Below are 15018 nucleotides of genomic sequence, written 5' to 3'. Positions count from 1 at the left end.
GGCTCCTCGTCGCGCGCGTGTACGAATCCAGCTGGACGTCTGACCAGTCAGGACGCCCGGATACCTCCGGTGAACCTCGTGACGACTCGTGCCGGGACGTGCCGTGACCCACGGGTGAGATCCGTACTCCTGCCGGGTGACACGCCACGCGCCATCTCGGCCCGTGAGAATCGGCCGACTATCGTGCCGTGGATGGCAGACGCAATCGAACCCGATCGGCGGCACGACGACGTGCTCGCCGCGGCCGAGGCGTTCACCGGAACGGCTCTCCCCGGCCCTGAGATCCTCGCCGCCGTCGAGGACGGCCTGCGGCTCGTGCCCGCGGGGTCGCCGACGGGATGGTTCGACGTCCCCAGCCAGCGCCAGGGGCGCGACGACAACTCCCTCGGCGGACGTCGCAGGGTCTGACACACCCACGGACGATCTTGTCTCACCGATCGAGCATGGTTGCCCAGCATGTGGTCGGCGGTCTACCATCGCGGCTACCATCCAGAGCGGCCGAGAGACCTGGCTCGACGACGCCGCAGCAACCCCCCATCGACATGGGTGTGGGTGCTTCCGCCAGGTTCGATGGAGTGAACCAGATGTCCCCGACCGACCGCCGTGACGCACGACCCCTGCTGCGAGTGCTCCCGTGAGCGCCGCAGCGTTGGAACCCCGCGCGCCCGGGCTGCACGTCGCCCCCGCAGCGCGCCAGCACACGGCCAACGACCGGCCGACCATCTCCTTCGAGCTGTTCCCCCCGCGCAACCCCGACGCCGCACCCCGCCTGTGGGCCACGGTCCGGGCGCTCGAGGCGGTGCACCCCGACTTCGTCTCCGTCACCTACGGGGCCTCGGGCAAGACGCGCGTCACCACCCGGCAGCTGGTCAGCCGGCTGCTGCGGGAGACGACGCTCAACCCCATCGCACACCTCACCTGCGTGGGCACCTCCCGCGAGGAGATCGCCACGATCGTCGAGGAGTTCCTCGACGAGGGTGTCCGCTCGTTCCTGGCGCTGCGCGGCGACCCGCCCGTGGACCAGACGGACTGGGCGGCGCACCCCGACGGCCTGCAGACGGCCGGTGAGCTGGTCGAGCTGCTCCGCCACATCGAGGCCCAGCGGTGCGCCGACAGCCCGTCGCAGGCGGTACGCGCGCGCGTCCGTCCGCTCTCGGTCGCGGTCGCGGCCTTCCCGCGCGGCAACCACGCCACCGGCGGGACGCGCGCTCAGGACGTCGCGTCGCTGCTGTCCAAGCAGGAGGCCGGCGCCGACTTCGCCATCACCCAGGTCTTCTTCGACGCCGACGACTACCTCGGCATCGTCGCGGAGGCCCGCGACGCCGGCGTGACCATCCCGATCATCCCGGGCATCATCCCGACCACCGACCCGGCCCGCCTCCTTCGCGTGCAGGAGCTCACCGGGGTCCCGGTGCCTGAGAGACTGTTCGACCTGCTCGGCTCCGCCGACGACGAGCTCGACCGCCACCGCCGGGGAATCCGCGCGAGCGTCGACCTCGTCAACGGCGTCCTGGACGGCGGTGCCCCCGGCGTCCACCTGTACACGTTCAACCAGCACCATGCCGTACTTGACCTGCTCGAGGGTGCACACCTCGACGGCGGAGCTCGGACAGCTCCCGACCTGGCCAGCGGGCCGCAGGTCACGGCACACCGCCCGACCCTCGAGGGACTGACACCATGACCAAGACCCCGTTCCCCGCCGGCTCCGTGCTCGGCTACCCCCGGATCGGCCCGCGTCGCGAGCTCAAGAAGGCGATCGAGTCCTTCTGGGCCGGCAAGTCGACCGCCGACGAGGTCGAGGCTGTCGCCGCTGACCTGCGTCGTCGGACCCGGACCCGCCTGGCCGAGCTCGGCCTGGCCACGGACGTCCCGGCGATCCCGAGCGCGTTCTCGTTCTACGACCACGTGCTCGACGCGACGGCCGTCGTAGGTGCCGTGCCCGCCCGCTTCGCGGACGTCGTGGGCGCCGACGGTTCGCTCGACCTGGCCGGCTACTCGACCGTGGCACGTGGCCGCGGCGACGACCTGCCGCTCGAGATGACCAAGTGGTTCGACACCAACTACCACTACCTGGTCCCGGAGATCGGCCCGGAGACGACGTTCCGCTACGCGAGCGACCGCCCGGTGCGCGAGTTCAAGGAGGCGCTGGCGGACGGCGTGCTGACTCGGCCGGTCATCGTCGGCCCGGTCACCTACCTCGCGCTGGCCAAGGCGACCGAGGGTGCGCCCGACGACTTCGCGCCGATCGACCGCCTGGAGGACCTGCTGCCCGTCTACGCCGAGCTCCTGAAGGACCTCGCCGCCGCGGGTGCCACCTGGGTCCAGCTCGAGGAGCCGGCGCTCGTCTCCGACTCGATCGAGGTGCCGGCCGAGCAGCTGCTCGCGGCTGTCATCGAGGCGTACCGCGCCCTGGCGACGGACCTGACAGACCGCCCCGCCATCCTCGTCGCCGCGCCGTACGGCGACCTCGGTGCGGCGTTGCCCGTGCTCGCGGCGACCGACGTCGAGGCCATCGGCATCGACCTGGTGAAGGGGCACGCCCCGACCGAGAAGGTTGCCGGCCTGGAGACCAAGACGCTGGTCGCCGGCGTGATCGACGGCCACAACATCTGGCGCGCGGACCTGGACGCCAAGCTGGCGATCCTGGAGCAGCTGGAGGGTCTCGGCGCCGCCGCAGTCACCGTCGGCACGTCGACGTCGCTGTTCCACGTCCCGCACACGACGACGGACGAGCCGTCGCTCGACGCCACGCTGAAGAGCTGGCTCGCGTTCGCCGACGAGAAGGTCGCCGAGGTCGTCACGCTGGCCGAGGGTCTGACGGAGGGTCGCGAGGCCATCCACGAGCAGCTGCTCACGGCCACGGACGCCGTGAACAGCCGTCGCACCGCGCCCGGCGTGGTCGTCCCCGCGGTCCGCGACCGCGCGGCCGCCCTGACGGAGGACGAGTTCAACCGCGGTCCGTTCGACGAGCGCAAGGCCGCCCAGGCTGCTCGTCTGAACCTGCCGCCGCTGCCGACGACGACCATCGGCTCCTTCCCCCAGACCGGCGAGATCCGCAAGGCGCGCGCCGCGTTCGGCAAGGGCGAGCTCACCGAGGCGCAGTACGACGACGAGATGAAGGCGGAGATCCGCCGCGTCGTGGAGCTGCAGGAAGAGATCGGCTTCGACGTGCTGGTGCACGGCGAGCCCGAGCGCAACGACATGGTCCAGTACTTCGCGGAGAACCTCGACGGGTTCGCCGTGACGCAGAACGGCTGGGTCCAGTCCTACGGCTCGCGCTGCACGCGTCCGTCGATCCTGTGGGGCGACGTCTCCCGGCCCAAGCCGATCACCGTCGACTGGACGGCGTACACGCAGTCGCTGACCGCCAAGCCGGTCAAGGGCATGCTCACCGGCCCGGTCACCATCCTGGCGTGGTCGTTCGTGCGCGACGACCAGCCGCTCGGCGACACCGCCAACCAGGTCGGCCTCGCCCTGCGCGACGAGATCCAGGACCTCGAGGCAGCCGGCATCGCCGTGATCCAGGTGGACGAGCCCGCGCTGCGCGAGCTGCTGCCCCTGCGCATCGAGGACCACGCCGCCTACCTCAACTGGTCGGTGCGCTCGTTCCGCCTGTCGACGGCGGGTGTGCGTGCGGACACGCAGATCCACACGCACCTCTGCTACTCCGAGTTCGGCCAGATCATGGGCGCGATCGACGGCCTGGACGCCGACGTCACGTCCATCGAGGCGGCCCGCTCGAAGATGGAGATCCTCGGCGACATCGCCGCGGCCGGCTACCCGCGTGCGGTCGGCCCGGGCGTCTACGACATCCACTCGCCGCGTGTCCCCAGCGAGGCCGAGGTCGAGGAGCTGCTCACCGAGGCCGTCAAGGCCATCGCGGTGGACCAGCTCTGGGTCAACCCGGACTGCGGCCTGAAGACCCGTCGCTACGAGGAGGTCGCCCCGTCGCTGACGCACATCATCGAGGCGACGAAGAAGGTCCGCGCGACGCTCTGACGTCCGCACGACGACGGCCCCGTCCGGTGGACGGGGCCGTCGGTGCGTCTACGGTCGTCCACGTGACGATCTTCGACTCCCTGACCCTGGACCAGCTCCGCACGCGGACCAGCATGAAGTGGCGGCACTACCCGGCCGACGTGCTGCCGTTGTTCGTCGCCGAGATGGACGTGCCGCAGGCCGAGCCTGTCGTCCGGGCCGTGCACGACGCGATGCACCGGGGCGACACCGGGTACCCGAGCGACGACGACCACTCGGTGGCCGAGGCGCTCGCCGGCTTCGCGGCGCAGCGGTGGGGATGGGACGTCCCGGTCGCGCGGACGCGCACGGCCGCCGACGTCATGGTGGGACTGCTCGAGGTCGTCCGCCTGCTCACCGGCCCCGGCGACGCCGTCGTCATCAGCCCGCCGGTGTACCCGCCGTTCACGGAGTTCCTGCAGCACGCCGACCGACGCATCCTGCACGCGCCGCTCGGCGCCGACGGACGCCTCGACCTCGACGCCCTCGACCACGCGTTCGGCCGGGCGAAGACGCACGGTAGCCGTGCCGCGTACCTGCTGTGCAACCCCCAGAACCCGACGGGAACCCTGCACACCGCCGACGAGCTCGCTGCGCTCGGCGTGGTCAGCGCGCGGCACGGGGTCCGGGTGGTCTCCGACGAGGTCCACGCACCGCTCGTCCCGGAGTCGGGCAGCCGCTTCGTCCCCGCCACGACGGTCATCCCCGACGCGATCGCCCTGCACTCCGCCTCGAAGGCCTTCAACCTGGCGGCCCTCCGGGTGGCGGTCGCTGTCCCGGGCCCGGAAGCGACGGAGGTGTCGGACCTGGCCAAGCCCGTCGCGGACGGCGTCATGCACCTGGGCGCCGTCGCGCAGACGGCTGCGTACGCGGAGGGCGGCGCCTTCCTCGACGAGGTGCTCACCGGCTTGGCGCACAACAGGAGGCTCCTGCGTGGCCTGCTGGCGCCGCTGGTGACCTGGGAGCCGCCCGAGGCCACCTACTTCGCGTGGCTGGACCTCGCCGAGTTCGCCGACAACCCGGCCCGCGTGCTGCTCGACGGAGGTCTGGCGGTGAATCCGGGCGCGACGTTCGGCGTCGAGGGCGCGGGCCATGTCCGGCTCAACGTCGCGACGTCGTCGGCGATCCTCACGGAGGCGGTCGCCCGACTGCACACCGCGCTCAGCGGTGTCCGGCCTGGCTGAGGTGTGCCTGCAGCGCGTCGACGATGCGGATGTCCGCGTCCAACCAGGGCACGTCGTGCCACTGGCTGACGGGTAGCCATCGGAGCTCGTCGTGCTCCTGCAGCGGCTCCGGGGTCCCCTCGACCACCTCGGCCAGCCAGATGCGCATCACGTACTCGTCCGAGAGGCGCCACACGCCTGCGTCAGGCCCGACGAGCTCGTCCCCGAGCCCGATCCGCGCCCCGAGCTCCTCACGGATCTCGCGGTGCAGCGCGTCCTCGGGCTGCTCACCCGGGTCGACCTTGCCGCCGGGGAACTCCCATCGGCCTGCCAAGCGGGCCGGGACAGCACGTCGCGCGGCCAGCAACTCACGCGGGTCGTCCAGATCGTCCACTATCGCGGCGGCGACGACGAGTACGGGTGAGCTCATGCGGTGAGTCTGCCAGGCCCCGGTCTACGGGGCGGGCAGGGACGCGACAGCCTGGTTGCTCAAGCTGTCGCGGGCGGAATCAGCGGATCCCGTGGGCCACGGCCCAGGCGACGGCTTCGGCGCGCGTCGAGACACCGATCTTGCGGTACACGCTGCGCACCTGGGACTTCACGGTGTTGCGCGTGACGAAGAGACGCGTGGCGATCTCCTCCAGAGTCACGTCCTCGGCCAGCTCGGCCAGAACGACCCGCTCACGACGCGTCAATGCGTCGTTCGAGACTCCGACGGTCCTGCTCGTCTCCACCATGCTCATGATGTCCTCCGGTGTGCTGCGTGTCCCGGGACGTCCGGGTCACGCTCTTGGCTGCGTACCGGATGAGAGAGGGCAGTTCGTGAGCCATGACGCCACTTCTGCCAACTCTTCATGTTGGGTTCCCCCCCGACATGCCGATCGCGCTAACCACTCACAATGAACGTCGCATCGGCACCCTGATACGCCGAACGTGTGGCGGGCACCCAGGTTTCACCCGAACGGGCTAGGACAATGCCAGCCAATTGGGACGACCTGCGTAACCCGGCCGTGCGGCCGACGATCAGCCGGCGCTCTGCGCTGCGTACTCGTCGGACGTGAGAAGCGGTCCGGTCGACGTGACGTCGACCTTGAGGAGCCAGCCCGCACCGTACGGGTCTGAGTTGACGACGGAGGGGTCGTCGATCGCCGACTGGTTGATCTCGATCACGGTCCCGGAGACCGGGGAGAACAGCTCAGACACCGACTTGGTCGACTCGATCTCGCCCACCACAGCGCCCGCGACGAGCTCTGCGCCGACTGCCGGGAGCTCGAGGTAGACGATGTCGCCCAGCGCATCCGCGGCAACCGCGGTGATGCCGATGGTCGACGGCGAACCGTCCTGCAGCCACTCGTGCTCCACGGTGTAGTGCAGGTCGATGGGCAGATCCGTGCTCATAGGTGCTCCTGTCAGGGTGGTCGAACCCTAGTGCTTGGTTTACCGGGCTCGGCGGTAGAAGGGAAGGGGCACGACGCGAACTGGTTCGAGACGTCCGCGCACGTCAACGGCAAGTTCGGTGCCTGGGGCGCCTACTTCCGGGGTCACGTAGGCCATCGCGACCGGGTGGCCGAGGGTCGGGGACGGCGCCCCGGACGTGACGACACCGACCGGCGATCCGTCCGGAAGCGTGACCGGGTAGCCGTGCCGCGCGGCCCGGCGGCCGAGTCCCTCGAGCCCGACGAGCACCTTGGTGGGCGTCGCGGCGTCCCGTGCCTCGAGGGCTGCGCGGCCGACGAAGGGCAGCGGTCCGCCGTCCGCGGTGACCTTGTCGAGCTTGACCACGCGGCCCAGACCGGCGTCCTGCGGGGTCGTCGACCGGTCCAGCTCGTTGCCGTACAGCGGCATCCCGGCCTCGAGGCGCAGGCTGTCGCGCGCGGACAGACCGGCCGGGACGAGCCCGTGGTCGGCACCCGCGGCGAGGAAGGCGCGCCACAGCGCGGGCGCGCGCGCGGCGTCGAGGAAGAACTCGAAACCGTCCTCACCGGTGTAACCCGTGCGAGCGACCAGGACGGGCTCGCCCTGGAACGTCGCCGGCAGGCAGGCGTAGTACTTGGACTCGCCGATGTCGCCGCCGGTCTCGTCGAGCCCGTCCGTCGCCCTCAGGATCTCGAGCGCTTTCGGCCCCTGGACCGCGATGAGGGCGGTCTGCGGCGAGCGGTCCTCGACCGTGACGTCGGCGAACCGGGCCGCGCGCTGCCTCAGCTCGTCGAGCACGACCTCGTGGTTCGAGGCGTTCGCGACGACGAGGAACGCGTCCTGCTCGTCGCGGTAGACGATCAGGTCGTCGACGACCCCGCCGTCCTCCGCGCAGATCATCGTGTAGCGCGCACCCTGGAACCGGAGGGCGGACAGGTTGCCGACGAGGGCGTAGTCGAGGAACGCCGCGGCGTCCGGGCCGCCGATGCGGATCTCGCCCATGTGCGACAGGTCGAACAGCCCGGCGGTCGTGCGCACCGCGACGTGCTCGGCGATGTCGGACGTGTACCGCAGCGGCATCTGCCACCCGGCGAAGCTGGTCAGGGCGGCGCCGAGGGCGACGTGCTCGTCGTGCAGGGGGCTGAGCGTTTCCATCGTCTCGTCTCTCATGCTCCCGCTCCGTCCACGTAGGCCTCGATCGGCGGGCAGCTGCAGACCAGGTTGCGGTCGCCGTGGGCACCGTCGATCCGGCGGACCGGCGGCCAGTACTTGCCCTCGCGCAGCGCGGCCACGGGGAAGGCGGCGAGCTCGCGCGGGTACTCGTGCGTCCACTCGTCCGCGGTGAGGCTGGCCGCCGTGTGGGGTGCGTTGCGCAGCGGGGAGTCGGCGAGCGACCAGCGGCCCGCGCCGACGGCGTCGATCTCCCCACGGATCGCGATCATCGCCTCGACGAACCGGTCGATCTCCGCGAGGTCCTCGGACTCGGTCGGCTCCACCATGAGCGTGCCGGCGACCGGGAACGAGAGCGTCGGCGCGTGGAAGCCGTAGTCCATGAGCCGCTTGGCGACGTCCTCGGCGGTCACGCCGGTCTCCTTGGTGATCTCGCGCAGGTCGAGGATGCACTCGTGGGCGACCAGGCCGTTCGGGCCGGTGTAGAGCACGGGGTAGTGCCCCGACAGGCGCGTGGCCAGGTAGTTCGCCGCGAGCACGGCCACCTCGGTCGCGGTGCGGAGCCCGTCCGGGCCCATGAGTGCCACGTACGCCCAGCTGATCGGCAGGATGCCCGCGGAGCCCCACGGCGCCGCGCTCACGGGTGCCGTGCCGTCGTTCGTCGCGTTCGGGGTCGGGTCGCCCGGCAGGTAGGGCGCCAGGTGCGCTGCGACGGCGACCGGTCCGACACCGGGACCGCCGCCGCCGTGCGGGATGCAGAACGTCTTGTGCAGGTTGAGGTGCGAGACGTCGCCGCCGAGCTCGCCCGGCCGCGCCAGGCCGACGAGCGCATTCAGGTTCGCGCCGTCGATGTAGACCTGGCCCCCGACCTCGTGCACGAGATCGCAGACGGTGCGCACACCCTCCTCGTAGACGCCGTGCGTCGAGGGGTACGTGATCATGATCGCCGCCACCTGCGGGCCGTGCTGGTCCAGCTTGGCGCGCAGGTCGTCGAGGTCGATGGACCCGTCCGAGGCGGTCGCGACGACGACCACGCGCATGCCCGCGAGCGCCGCCGACGCCGCGTTGGTGCCGTGCGCGCTCGCCGGGATGAGGCAGACGTCCCGCTCGTCGCCGCGGGCGGCGTGGTAGCCGTGGATGGCCAGCAGCCCAGCGAGCTCGCCCTGCGAGCCGGCGTTCGGCTGCACCGACACCGCCACGTACCCGGTGATCTCCGCCAGCCAGTCCTGCAGCTGCGTGACCAGCTCCGCGTACCCGAGGGTCTGGTCGAGCGGCGCGTAGGGGTGGATGGTCGCGAACTCCGGCCAGCTGATCGGCTCCATCTCGGCCGTCGCGTTGAGCTTCATCGTGCAGGAGCCCAGCGGGATCATCGTCCGGTCGAGGGCCAGGTCCTTGTCCGAGAGGCGGCGCAGGTAGCGCAGCATGGCCGTCTCGGAGCGGTGCACGTGGAAGACGGGGTGCGTCAGGTACCCGTCGGTGCGACGCAGGTTCGCGCGGAGCCCGGCGGTCTCGACGAGCGCGCCGGTCTCGTCGTCGAATCGCCCGCGGGGAGCACCCGGCCCGACGAAAGCAATGTCGTAGTGCCCGTCCGTCGCCTCGATCGTCGTCGTGCCCGCGTCGGCGAACGCCTGCACGACCGACAGGACGTGCTCCGGGCTGGTCCGCTCGTCGCACGCGATCTGCACGTGGTCGTCGTCAGCGGCCCACAGGTTCACGCCCCGCTCGGCCGCCTGCGCGACGACCTCACGGGCCTTGCCCACGACGACCGTGCGGATCGTGTCGAAGTACGAGTCGTGCTCGACCGTGACGCCGTACTCGGTGAGCAGCTCGGCGGTGAGCTCGGCGTACCGGTGCACGCGCTCGGCGATCGCGCGCAGGCCGTCGGGACCGTGGTAGACCGCGTACATCGACGCGGTGATGGCCAGCAGCGCCTGCGCGGTGCAGATGTTGCTGGTCGCCTTCTCGCGGCGGATGTGCTGCTCACGGGTCTGCAGGGCGAGTCGGTAGGCGCGGGCGCCGTCGGCGTCGATCGACACCCCGACGAGGCGGCCCGGCAGGCTTCGTTCGAGCCCGCTGCGCACCGCCATGAACGCCGCGTGCGGTCCGCCGCCGAACAGGGGGACGCCGAAGCGCTGCGCCGACCCGACCGAGACGTCGGCACCGAGCGTGCCGGGGCTCGTGAGGAGCGTCAGGGCGAGGAGGTCGGCCGCGATCGTGACGAGCCCGCCGCGCGCCTTGGTCTGCGCGATGACGCTGCTCAGGTCACGCACACGTCCTGAGGCGCCCACCTGCTGCAGGACGACGCCGACCAGGTCACCCTCCACCTCGGGCAGCCCGTCGGTGAGGTCGGCGACGACGACGGGCAGGCCGATCGCCTCCGCCCGGCCGATCGTGACGGCCAGCGACTGGCCGAAGAGCTCCTGGTCGAGGACGACGGTCCCGGCCTTGCCGCGGGCGCCGCGCCACATGAGCGCGACCGCCTCGGCGACCGCCGTGGCCTCGTCGAGGAGCGACGCGTTCGCGATGTCCAGGCCGGTGAGGTCGGTGACCATCGTCTGGAAGTTCAGCAGCGCCTCGAGCCGGCCCTGCGCGATCTCCGGCTGGTACGGCGTGTACGCCGTGTACCAGGCGGGCGACTCGAGCACGTTGCGGCGGATGACGGCCGGCGTGATCGTGTCCGAGTACCCCTGCCCGATCATCTGCGTCATCACGCGGTTGCGGCCCGCGATCGTGCGCAGCGCCGCCAGCACCTCCTCCTCCGAGCGCGCCGCCGGGAGGTCGAGAGGGCGGTCCGTGCGGATGCTCGCGGGGACGGCCGCATCGACCAGGTCGTCGAGACTGTCGTAGCCGACGACCGAGAGCATGTGCGCCGTCTCGGGGCCGCGCGGACCGATGTGCCGGTCCGCGAAGTCCTCCGCCGCGGGCGTGTGCTCCACCCGGGTCGCGGCGACGAGGTCACCGGACGCGTCGAAGTGCAGGACGGGAGTCTTCTGGACGGCAGACTGCAAGTCGGTCACGGCTGCTCCGCATGGGTCGCCCGGTGGACACCGGGACGGTGGGTGGGCTCCCCGCTCTGTCATCCGCACCTGCGTGCGACCTGAGAGTTTTGCCGGCGTTCGTGATGCCGGCTTGCACCGTCGGTGGGACCGTCCGGTCCACTTTCCAGAGTTGCCTCGCCGTGGCGGTACAGGGGCCTGAGAGATTCCCGGGGAGGATTGCTCCTTCGGCGCCCCGCCGTCGTGCGCGGGAGCTCTCCCGCCGCGGTTCGAGCAGCGTGTGAAGTTGTGCGCTCAGCCTACCTGCCGGAACTGGTGGACGGACTAGCGTCCCACCGCACGGAGCCGCAGCGCCTCGAGCCGACCCACGATGGCGCGCAGCTGCGGGACCTTGACCACGCGGCCACCCTCCGGACGGCTGCGCGGCACGAGCAGGAGGCGCTGTCCCAAGGTCGTGACCAGCATGACCGCCGCCCGGGTGCCGTCGTTGGTGATCGAGCCGCGCGACTCGTCGACCGCGACCACCGCCGACCACGGGAGCAGCATGAGCACCGCCGCGTTCGACGCTCGACCCGTCCACAGCTCGACGCCCTGGTCCAAGAGCACCATCGAGAGACCGGTCGCCGCGTTCTTGCGCACCTTCGTGGCGGGTACGCCGGCGGCGCTCAGCGCCGCTCGAAGGCCACGGGCGCCCCACACCTCGATCACCTCGACGCCCGGCCGCGCGGCGACCACGGCACGGTGGCGCCCGCCCGTGACGCTCCGGCTGACCAGCGTGGTCACGCCGATCAGGAGCGGCACGAGCACGGCCACGACCGCGAGGATCACCGGTCCGCTCTCGCCACCCGAACGCAGGAGGATGTAGAGGATCGCCGCACCGATCAGCACCCACCGCAGGATGAGCACCTGCCGGTCGGCCTTGCGGTGCATCGCGTCGAGCGCGGCCTCGTGGAAGGCGCGGTCGGGCGGCAGATAGCCCTGCGGCGGGACCGGGGTCGCGTACGGCTGGGTCGCGTACGGCTGGGTCGCGTACGGCTGGGTCGCGTACGGCTGCGTCGCGTAGGGCTGGGTCGCGTACGGCTGCGTCGGGTATCCCGCCGCCGGCTGGTCCTGGTTCCCGCTGGTCATCGTGGCTCCTCGGCCTCTGCGGCGTCCTGTTCCGTCAGCACCCCGACGGACGCGAGCACAGCCCGCGCAGGGAGAGTACCGACAGCGGACCGCGCGCATGTCCGGTCCCGGTCGCTCCGCCCGGCCCCGGCCGCACGGTCACTCGGTTGCCACAGAAGCCACGCGGTCGGCCTGCTTCCCGGCCCCCGCAGCACCTCGCCTCGTCGCTCGATCAGGTTGCTCGGCGCAGGCCCGTCCCTCGCGCGCTCGATAGGCTGGCGCGGTGAGCTCCTCGACGACCGACCGTGTCCGTGCGGTCGTCGTCGTGGTCTCGGACCGTTCTGCGGCGGGGTCGCGAGCCGACCGGTCCGGGCCCCTCGCCGCGGGGCGGCTCCAGGCGGGCGGCTACGCGGTCGATCCCGTCGTCGTGGTGCCCGACGGCGCGGAGTCCGTCGAGGGTGCGCTCCGGGCGGCTGTCGACGACGGCGCGCGCCTCGTGATCACCTCGGGGGGCACCGGTGTCGGGCCTCGTGACCGGACGCCCGAGGGCACGCGACCCCTGCTCGCGCAGGAGCTGCACGGCATCCCGGAGCTGCTCCGGCGTGCCGGTTCGGCCAGCGTCCCGACGGCCGTGCTGTCCCGCGGGCTGGCCGGCGTCACGGCGCACGGCGCCGTCGTCGTCAACCTGCCCGGGTCTCCCGGCGGGGTGTCCGAGGGCCTCGACGTGCTGCTGCCGCTGCTGCCGCATCTCCTCGACCAGCTGCGCGGCGGTGACCACCGATGATCGCCCAGGTGGTCGACGAGCCCCTCGACCTGGCGTTTCACGTGGAACACGTCAGCGGACCGCGGGCCGGTGCGGTCGCGACGTTCGTCGGGCTCGTGCGAGATCACGACCCGTCGGTGTCGGGACGGGTCGTCGGGCTCGACTACTCGGCGCATCCCGACGTGGCCACGGTCCTGGCGGGGATCGTGTCAGCGTTCGACGAGGACGACGACGTGCTGGGGATCGCGGTCAGCCACCGGATCGGGCACCTCGCGGTCGGGGAGGCGGCGATCGTCGCGGCGGTCGCCACGTCGCACCGGGCAGAGGCGTTCGACGTGTGTCGCGCGCTCGTCGAAAGAGTCAAGGCCGAGCTGCCGATATGGAAGCGTGAGGTCCTCGACGACGGGACGCACGTCTGGGTGGGGATGACATGAGCCTGGTGGACCGGTTCGGGCGCGAGCACCGCGACCTGCGGATCTCGCTGACCGACCGCTGCTCGCTGCGCTGCACCTACTGCATGCCCGCGGACGGCGTCCCGTGGCTGGCACGCTCGACCATGCTCAGCACCGACGAGATCGTGCACGTCGCCCGGGTCGGCGTCTCCCTGGGGATCACCGAGATCCGGCTCACCGGCGGCGAGCCGCTGCTGCGCGTCGACATCGTCGACGTGGTCCGTCGGCTCACCGCCCTGCCAGGGTCGCCGGAGGTGTCGCTCACCACGAACGCGCTGCGCCTGCCAGGACTGGCGTCGTCGCTGAAGGATGCCGGCCTCTCCCGCGTGAACATCTCGCTGGACACCCTCGACCGGCAGAAGTTCCTGCAGCTGACGCGCCGCGACAAGCTCGTCGAGACCCTGGCCGGGATCGCCGCCGCGGACGCGGCCGGGCTGCATCCCGTGAAGATCAACGCGGTCGCCATGCGAGGGGTCAACGACGACGAGGTGGTCACCCTGACCCGGTTCGCGGTCGAACGGGGGTACCAGATGCGGTTCATCGAGCAGATGCCGCTGGACGCCGGGCACACCTGGGACCGCGCCGAGATGGTGACGCAGGCGGAGATCCTGGCGTCTCTGCGGTCGGCCTTCACGCTCACCGAGGTGCCCAGTCGGGGTGCCGCACCGGCCGAGCTGTGGACGATCGACGGCGGCCCCGCGACCGTCGGCGTCATCGCGTCCGTCACCGCACCGTTCTGCGGCGCGTGCGACCGACTGCGGCTCACCGCTGACGGTCAGCTGCGCGCGTGCCTGTTCTCGCAGACGGAGACCGACGTCCGGTCGCTGCTGCGCGGCTCGCCGCCACCTGACGGTGCGGAGATCGGCGTCGGACCCGCACAGGCCATGCGCATCGGAACGCAGGCCGCACCCCGTCCAGCACCCGTTCCTGCGGATGTCGACGCGGCGCTCGCCGAGGCGTTTCGCCGCTGCCTGGCCGGTAAGAAGGCTGGGCACGACATCGACGACCCGTCGTTCCTGCAGCCCGACCGCCCGATGAGCGCGATCGGCGGCTGACCGGGTCAGGTCGTCAGTTCGTCGTCCCAGGTGAAGGCCGAGGGCTTGGCGTCGTCGAGGGAACCCTCGCGTCGCCCTTCGAGGCGTCCGACGAGAGCGTGCAGCTCTGGCAAAGTCAGCGCCCGCACCCCGCCCGCGCCGGTTCGCGGGGCGAATTCGAGCGACTTTCCGTCACGCGGCCGGACGGCGAACCCCGGGCAGATGAGCCTGCCTGTCCACACGTCCGTCTCCTCGACAGCCGAGACATCGGTCCAGGGCAGAGCGACCAGGAGGACGGGGCCACCCCCCACGGTGCCGCGCCACACCTCGATCGTCCGGAGTGTCGCGACGAGGCAGAGCGAGGTCGGCTGGTTCGCACGGACGCCGGACGGCGTGACGCCACGCTCTGCGACCGCAGCCCGCAGCCCGACCGACCCCCAGACGTCGACCACCTCGCACCCTGGACGGAGAACGGTGATCCGACGGTGCCGGACACGCGTCGACATCGCGAGAACGGCAAGCCCACCGAGGACGAACAAAGCGACGAAGCCGAACGCGACACCGTTCGTGTACGTGTCGGTGGTCGTCAGTCCGCGTATGAGCGGCACTGCGCCTAGCGCGGCGAGCACCCAGTTCATGCGGCGCTGCCGTCGGGACGCTTCCTGGTGCATCGCGTCCAACGCGGCCAGCCTGGCCGACTCGGCGTGCACCGCGTCGGCGTGCTCCGGCGCGGTGCCGTACGACGGTTGCGAGACCAGGTCCGGGGGCGCGGCCGCAGGAGCATCCTGCGGCGGCCGCTCGACCGGAGGGTCCCGAAGCCCGTCGGGCACGCCGGATGGGAGGCCCGGCTCACCCCCGACCGGCACGCGTCCTCCACTGCCCCTGCGAGTACTTGAGCGC

At 71.6% G+C, this 15018-nt stretch carries 14 protein-coding genes and 2 riboswitches; of the genes, 7 read left to right on the top strand and 7 right to left on the bottom strand.

Annotated features, from left to right (window positions below; translation table 11 throughout):
* The first annotated feature begins 192 nt into the window (after positions 1–192).
* The 4 genes from I847_RS0120345 (at position 193) to I847_RS0120330 (ending at position 5201) form a co-directional block, all read left to right on the top strand.
* Entirely contained in the window at positions 193–408 is a 216-nt protein-coding gene (locus I847_RS0120345) for a hypothetical protein (protein WP_028051175.1), read from the top strand.
* 74 nt (positions 409–482) lie between these two features.
* Positions 483–577, top strand: a riboswitch (SAM riboswitch).
* 57 nt (positions 578–634) lie between these two features.
* The gene (locus I847_RS25075) at positions 635–1681 is read left to right on the top strand and encodes a methylenetetrahydrofolate reductase (RefSeq protein WP_051275123.1); all 1047 of its coding nucleotides are present in this window, start codon (positions 635–637) and stop codon (positions 1679–1681) included.
* Positions 1678–3999, top strand: coding sequence for a 5-methyltetrahydropteroyltriglutamate--homocysteine S-methyltransferase (gene metE, locus I847_RS0120335; RefSeq protein ID WP_028051174.1), 2322 nt, complete (start codon positions 1678–1680; stop codon positions 3997–3999). The genes I847_RS25075 and metE overlap by 4 nt, the downstream gene beginning before the upstream one ends.
* A gap of 62 nt (positions 4000–4061) precedes the next feature.
* On the top strand, positions 4062–5201 hold the full coding sequence (locus I847_RS0120330) for a MalY/PatB family protein (RefSeq protein ID WP_034611457.1): 1140 nt from the start codon (positions 4062–4064) through the stop codon (positions 5199–5201).
* Here I847_RS0120330 and I847_RS0120325 read toward each other — a convergent pair.
* From I847_RS0120325 to I847_RS0120300, 6 genes are all read right to left on the bottom strand, one after another.
* On the bottom strand, positions 5179–5610 hold the full coding sequence (locus tag I847_RS0120325) for a (deoxy)nucleoside triphosphate pyrophosphohydrolase (RefSeq protein WP_028051172.1): 432 nt from the start codon (positions 5608–5610) through the stop codon (positions 5179–5181). The genes I847_RS0120330 and I847_RS0120325 overlap by 23 nt on opposite strands.
* Positions 5611–5689: 79 nt before the next feature.
* The gene (locus tag I847_RS0120320; RefSeq protein WP_028051171.1) at positions 5690–5923 is read right to left on the bottom strand and encodes a helix-turn-helix transcriptional regulator; all 234 of its coding nucleotides are present in this window, start codon (positions 5921–5923) and stop codon (positions 5690–5692) included.
* Between the two features lie 280 nt (positions 5924–6203).
* Complete coding sequence (gene gcvH, locus I847_RS0120315) at positions 6204–6578, bottom strand: glycine cleavage system protein GcvH (protein ID WP_028051170.1); 375 nt, start codon at positions 6576–6578, stop codon at positions 6204–6206.
* A 39-nt stretch (positions 6579–6617) separates the two neighbouring features.
* Positions 6618–7766: a glycine cleavage system aminomethyltransferase GcvT gene (gene gcvT / locus I847_RS0120310; protein ID WP_231384310.1), complete on the bottom strand. Its 1149-nt coding sequence runs from the start codon at positions 7764–7766 to the stop codon at positions 6618–6620.
* Positions 7763–10702 (bottom strand): aminomethyl-transferring glycine dehydrogenase, encoded by a 2940-nt coding sequence (gene gcvP, locus I847_RS25070; protein WP_034611455.1) that lies wholly within the window; start codon positions 10700–10702, stop codon positions 7763–7765. Before gcvP ends, gcvT begins: the two co-directional genes overlap by 4 nt.
* A gap of 236 nt (positions 10703–10938) precedes the next feature.
* A riboswitch (glycine riboswitch) is annotated at positions 10939–11034 on the bottom strand.
* 52 nt (positions 11035–11086) lie between these two features.
* Positions 11087–11890, bottom strand: coding sequence for a hypothetical protein (locus I847_RS0120300; RefSeq protein ID WP_028051168.1), 804 nt, complete (start codon positions 11888–11890; stop codon positions 11087–11089).
* 262 nt (positions 11891–12152) lie between these two features.
* Between I847_RS0120300 and I847_RS0120295 the strand changes: the two genes are divergently transcribed.
* The 3 genes from I847_RS0120295 to moaA are packed head-to-tail and all read left to right on the top strand — an operon-like array spanning position 12153 to position 14139.
* Positions 12153–12653: a molybdopterin-binding protein gene (locus tag I847_RS0120295; protein ID WP_034611380.1), complete on the top strand. Its 501-nt coding sequence runs from the start codon at positions 12153–12155 to the stop codon at positions 12651–12653.
* Positions 12650–13066 carry a molybdenum cofactor biosynthesis protein MoaE gene (locus I847_RS0120290; RefSeq protein WP_028051166.1) on the top strand — a complete coding sequence of 139 codons (417 nt, stop codon included), beginning with the start codon at positions 12650–12652 and terminating at the stop codon, positions 13064–13066. Before I847_RS0120295 ends, I847_RS0120290 begins: the two co-directional genes overlap by 4 nt.
* On the top strand, positions 13063–14139 hold the full coding sequence (moaA, locus tag I847_RS0120285; protein ID WP_034611377.1) for a GTP 3',8-cyclase MoaA: 1077 nt from the start codon (positions 13063–13065) through the stop codon (positions 14137–14139). Before I847_RS0120290 ends, moaA begins: the two co-directional genes overlap by 4 nt.
* A gap of 5 nt (positions 14140–14144) precedes the next feature.
* Here the strand turns inward: moaA and I847_RS0120280 are convergent, their stop codons facing one another.
* Entirely contained in the window at positions 14145–14948 is an 804-nt protein-coding gene (locus I847_RS0120280) for a hypothetical protein (RefSeq protein WP_155856245.1), read from the bottom strand.
* Positions 14949–15018 lie beyond the last annotated feature (70 nt).

It is taken from the genome of Cellulomonas sp. URHD0024 (genome assembly GCF_000426185.1).
In the GTDB taxonomy this organism is placed as follows: Bacteria; Actinomycetota; Actinomycetes; order Actinomycetales; family Cellulomonadaceae; genus Cellulomonas.
Note: the sequence above shows the minus strand (reverse complement) of the source record. Positions and strands in the feature narration are given on the sequence as shown.

Bases quoted from the DNA above. Each gene is read 5' to 3' on its own strand.
- I847_RS0120290 (WP_028051166.1), top strand. From the start codon at position 12,650: ATGATCGCCCAGGTGGTCGACGAGCCCCTCGACCTGGCGTTTCACGTG.
- metE (WP_028051174.1), top strand. From the start codon at position 1,678: ATGACCAAGACCCCGTTCCCCGCCGGCTCCGTGCTCGGCTACCCCCGG.
- gcvT (WP_231384310.1), bottom strand. From the start codon at position 7,766: ATGAGAGACGAGACGATGGAAACGCTCAGCCCCCTGCACGACGAGCAC.
- I847_RS0120345 (WP_028051175.1), top strand. From the start codon at position 193: ATGGCAGACGCAATCGAACCCGATCGGCGGCACGACGACGTGCTCGCC.
- I847_RS0120300 (WP_028051168.1), bottom strand. From the start codon at position 11,890: ATGACCAGCGGGAACCAGGACCAGCCGGCGGCGGGATACCCGACGCAG.
- I847_RS0120325 (WP_028051172.1), bottom strand. From the start codon at position 5,610: ATGAGCTCACCCGTACTCGTCGTCGCCGCCGCGATAGTGGACGATCTG.
- gcvH (WP_028051170.1), bottom strand. From the start codon at position 6,578: ATGAGCACGGATCTGCCCATCGACCTGCACTACACCGTGGAGCACGAG.
- moaA (WP_034611377.1), top strand. From the start codon at position 13,063: ATGAGCCTGGTGGACCGGTTCGGGCGCGAGCACCGCGACCTGCGGATC.
- I847_RS0120320 (WP_028051171.1), bottom strand. From the start codon at position 5,923: ATGAGCATGGTGGAGACGAGCAGGACCGTCGGAGTCTCGAACGACGCA.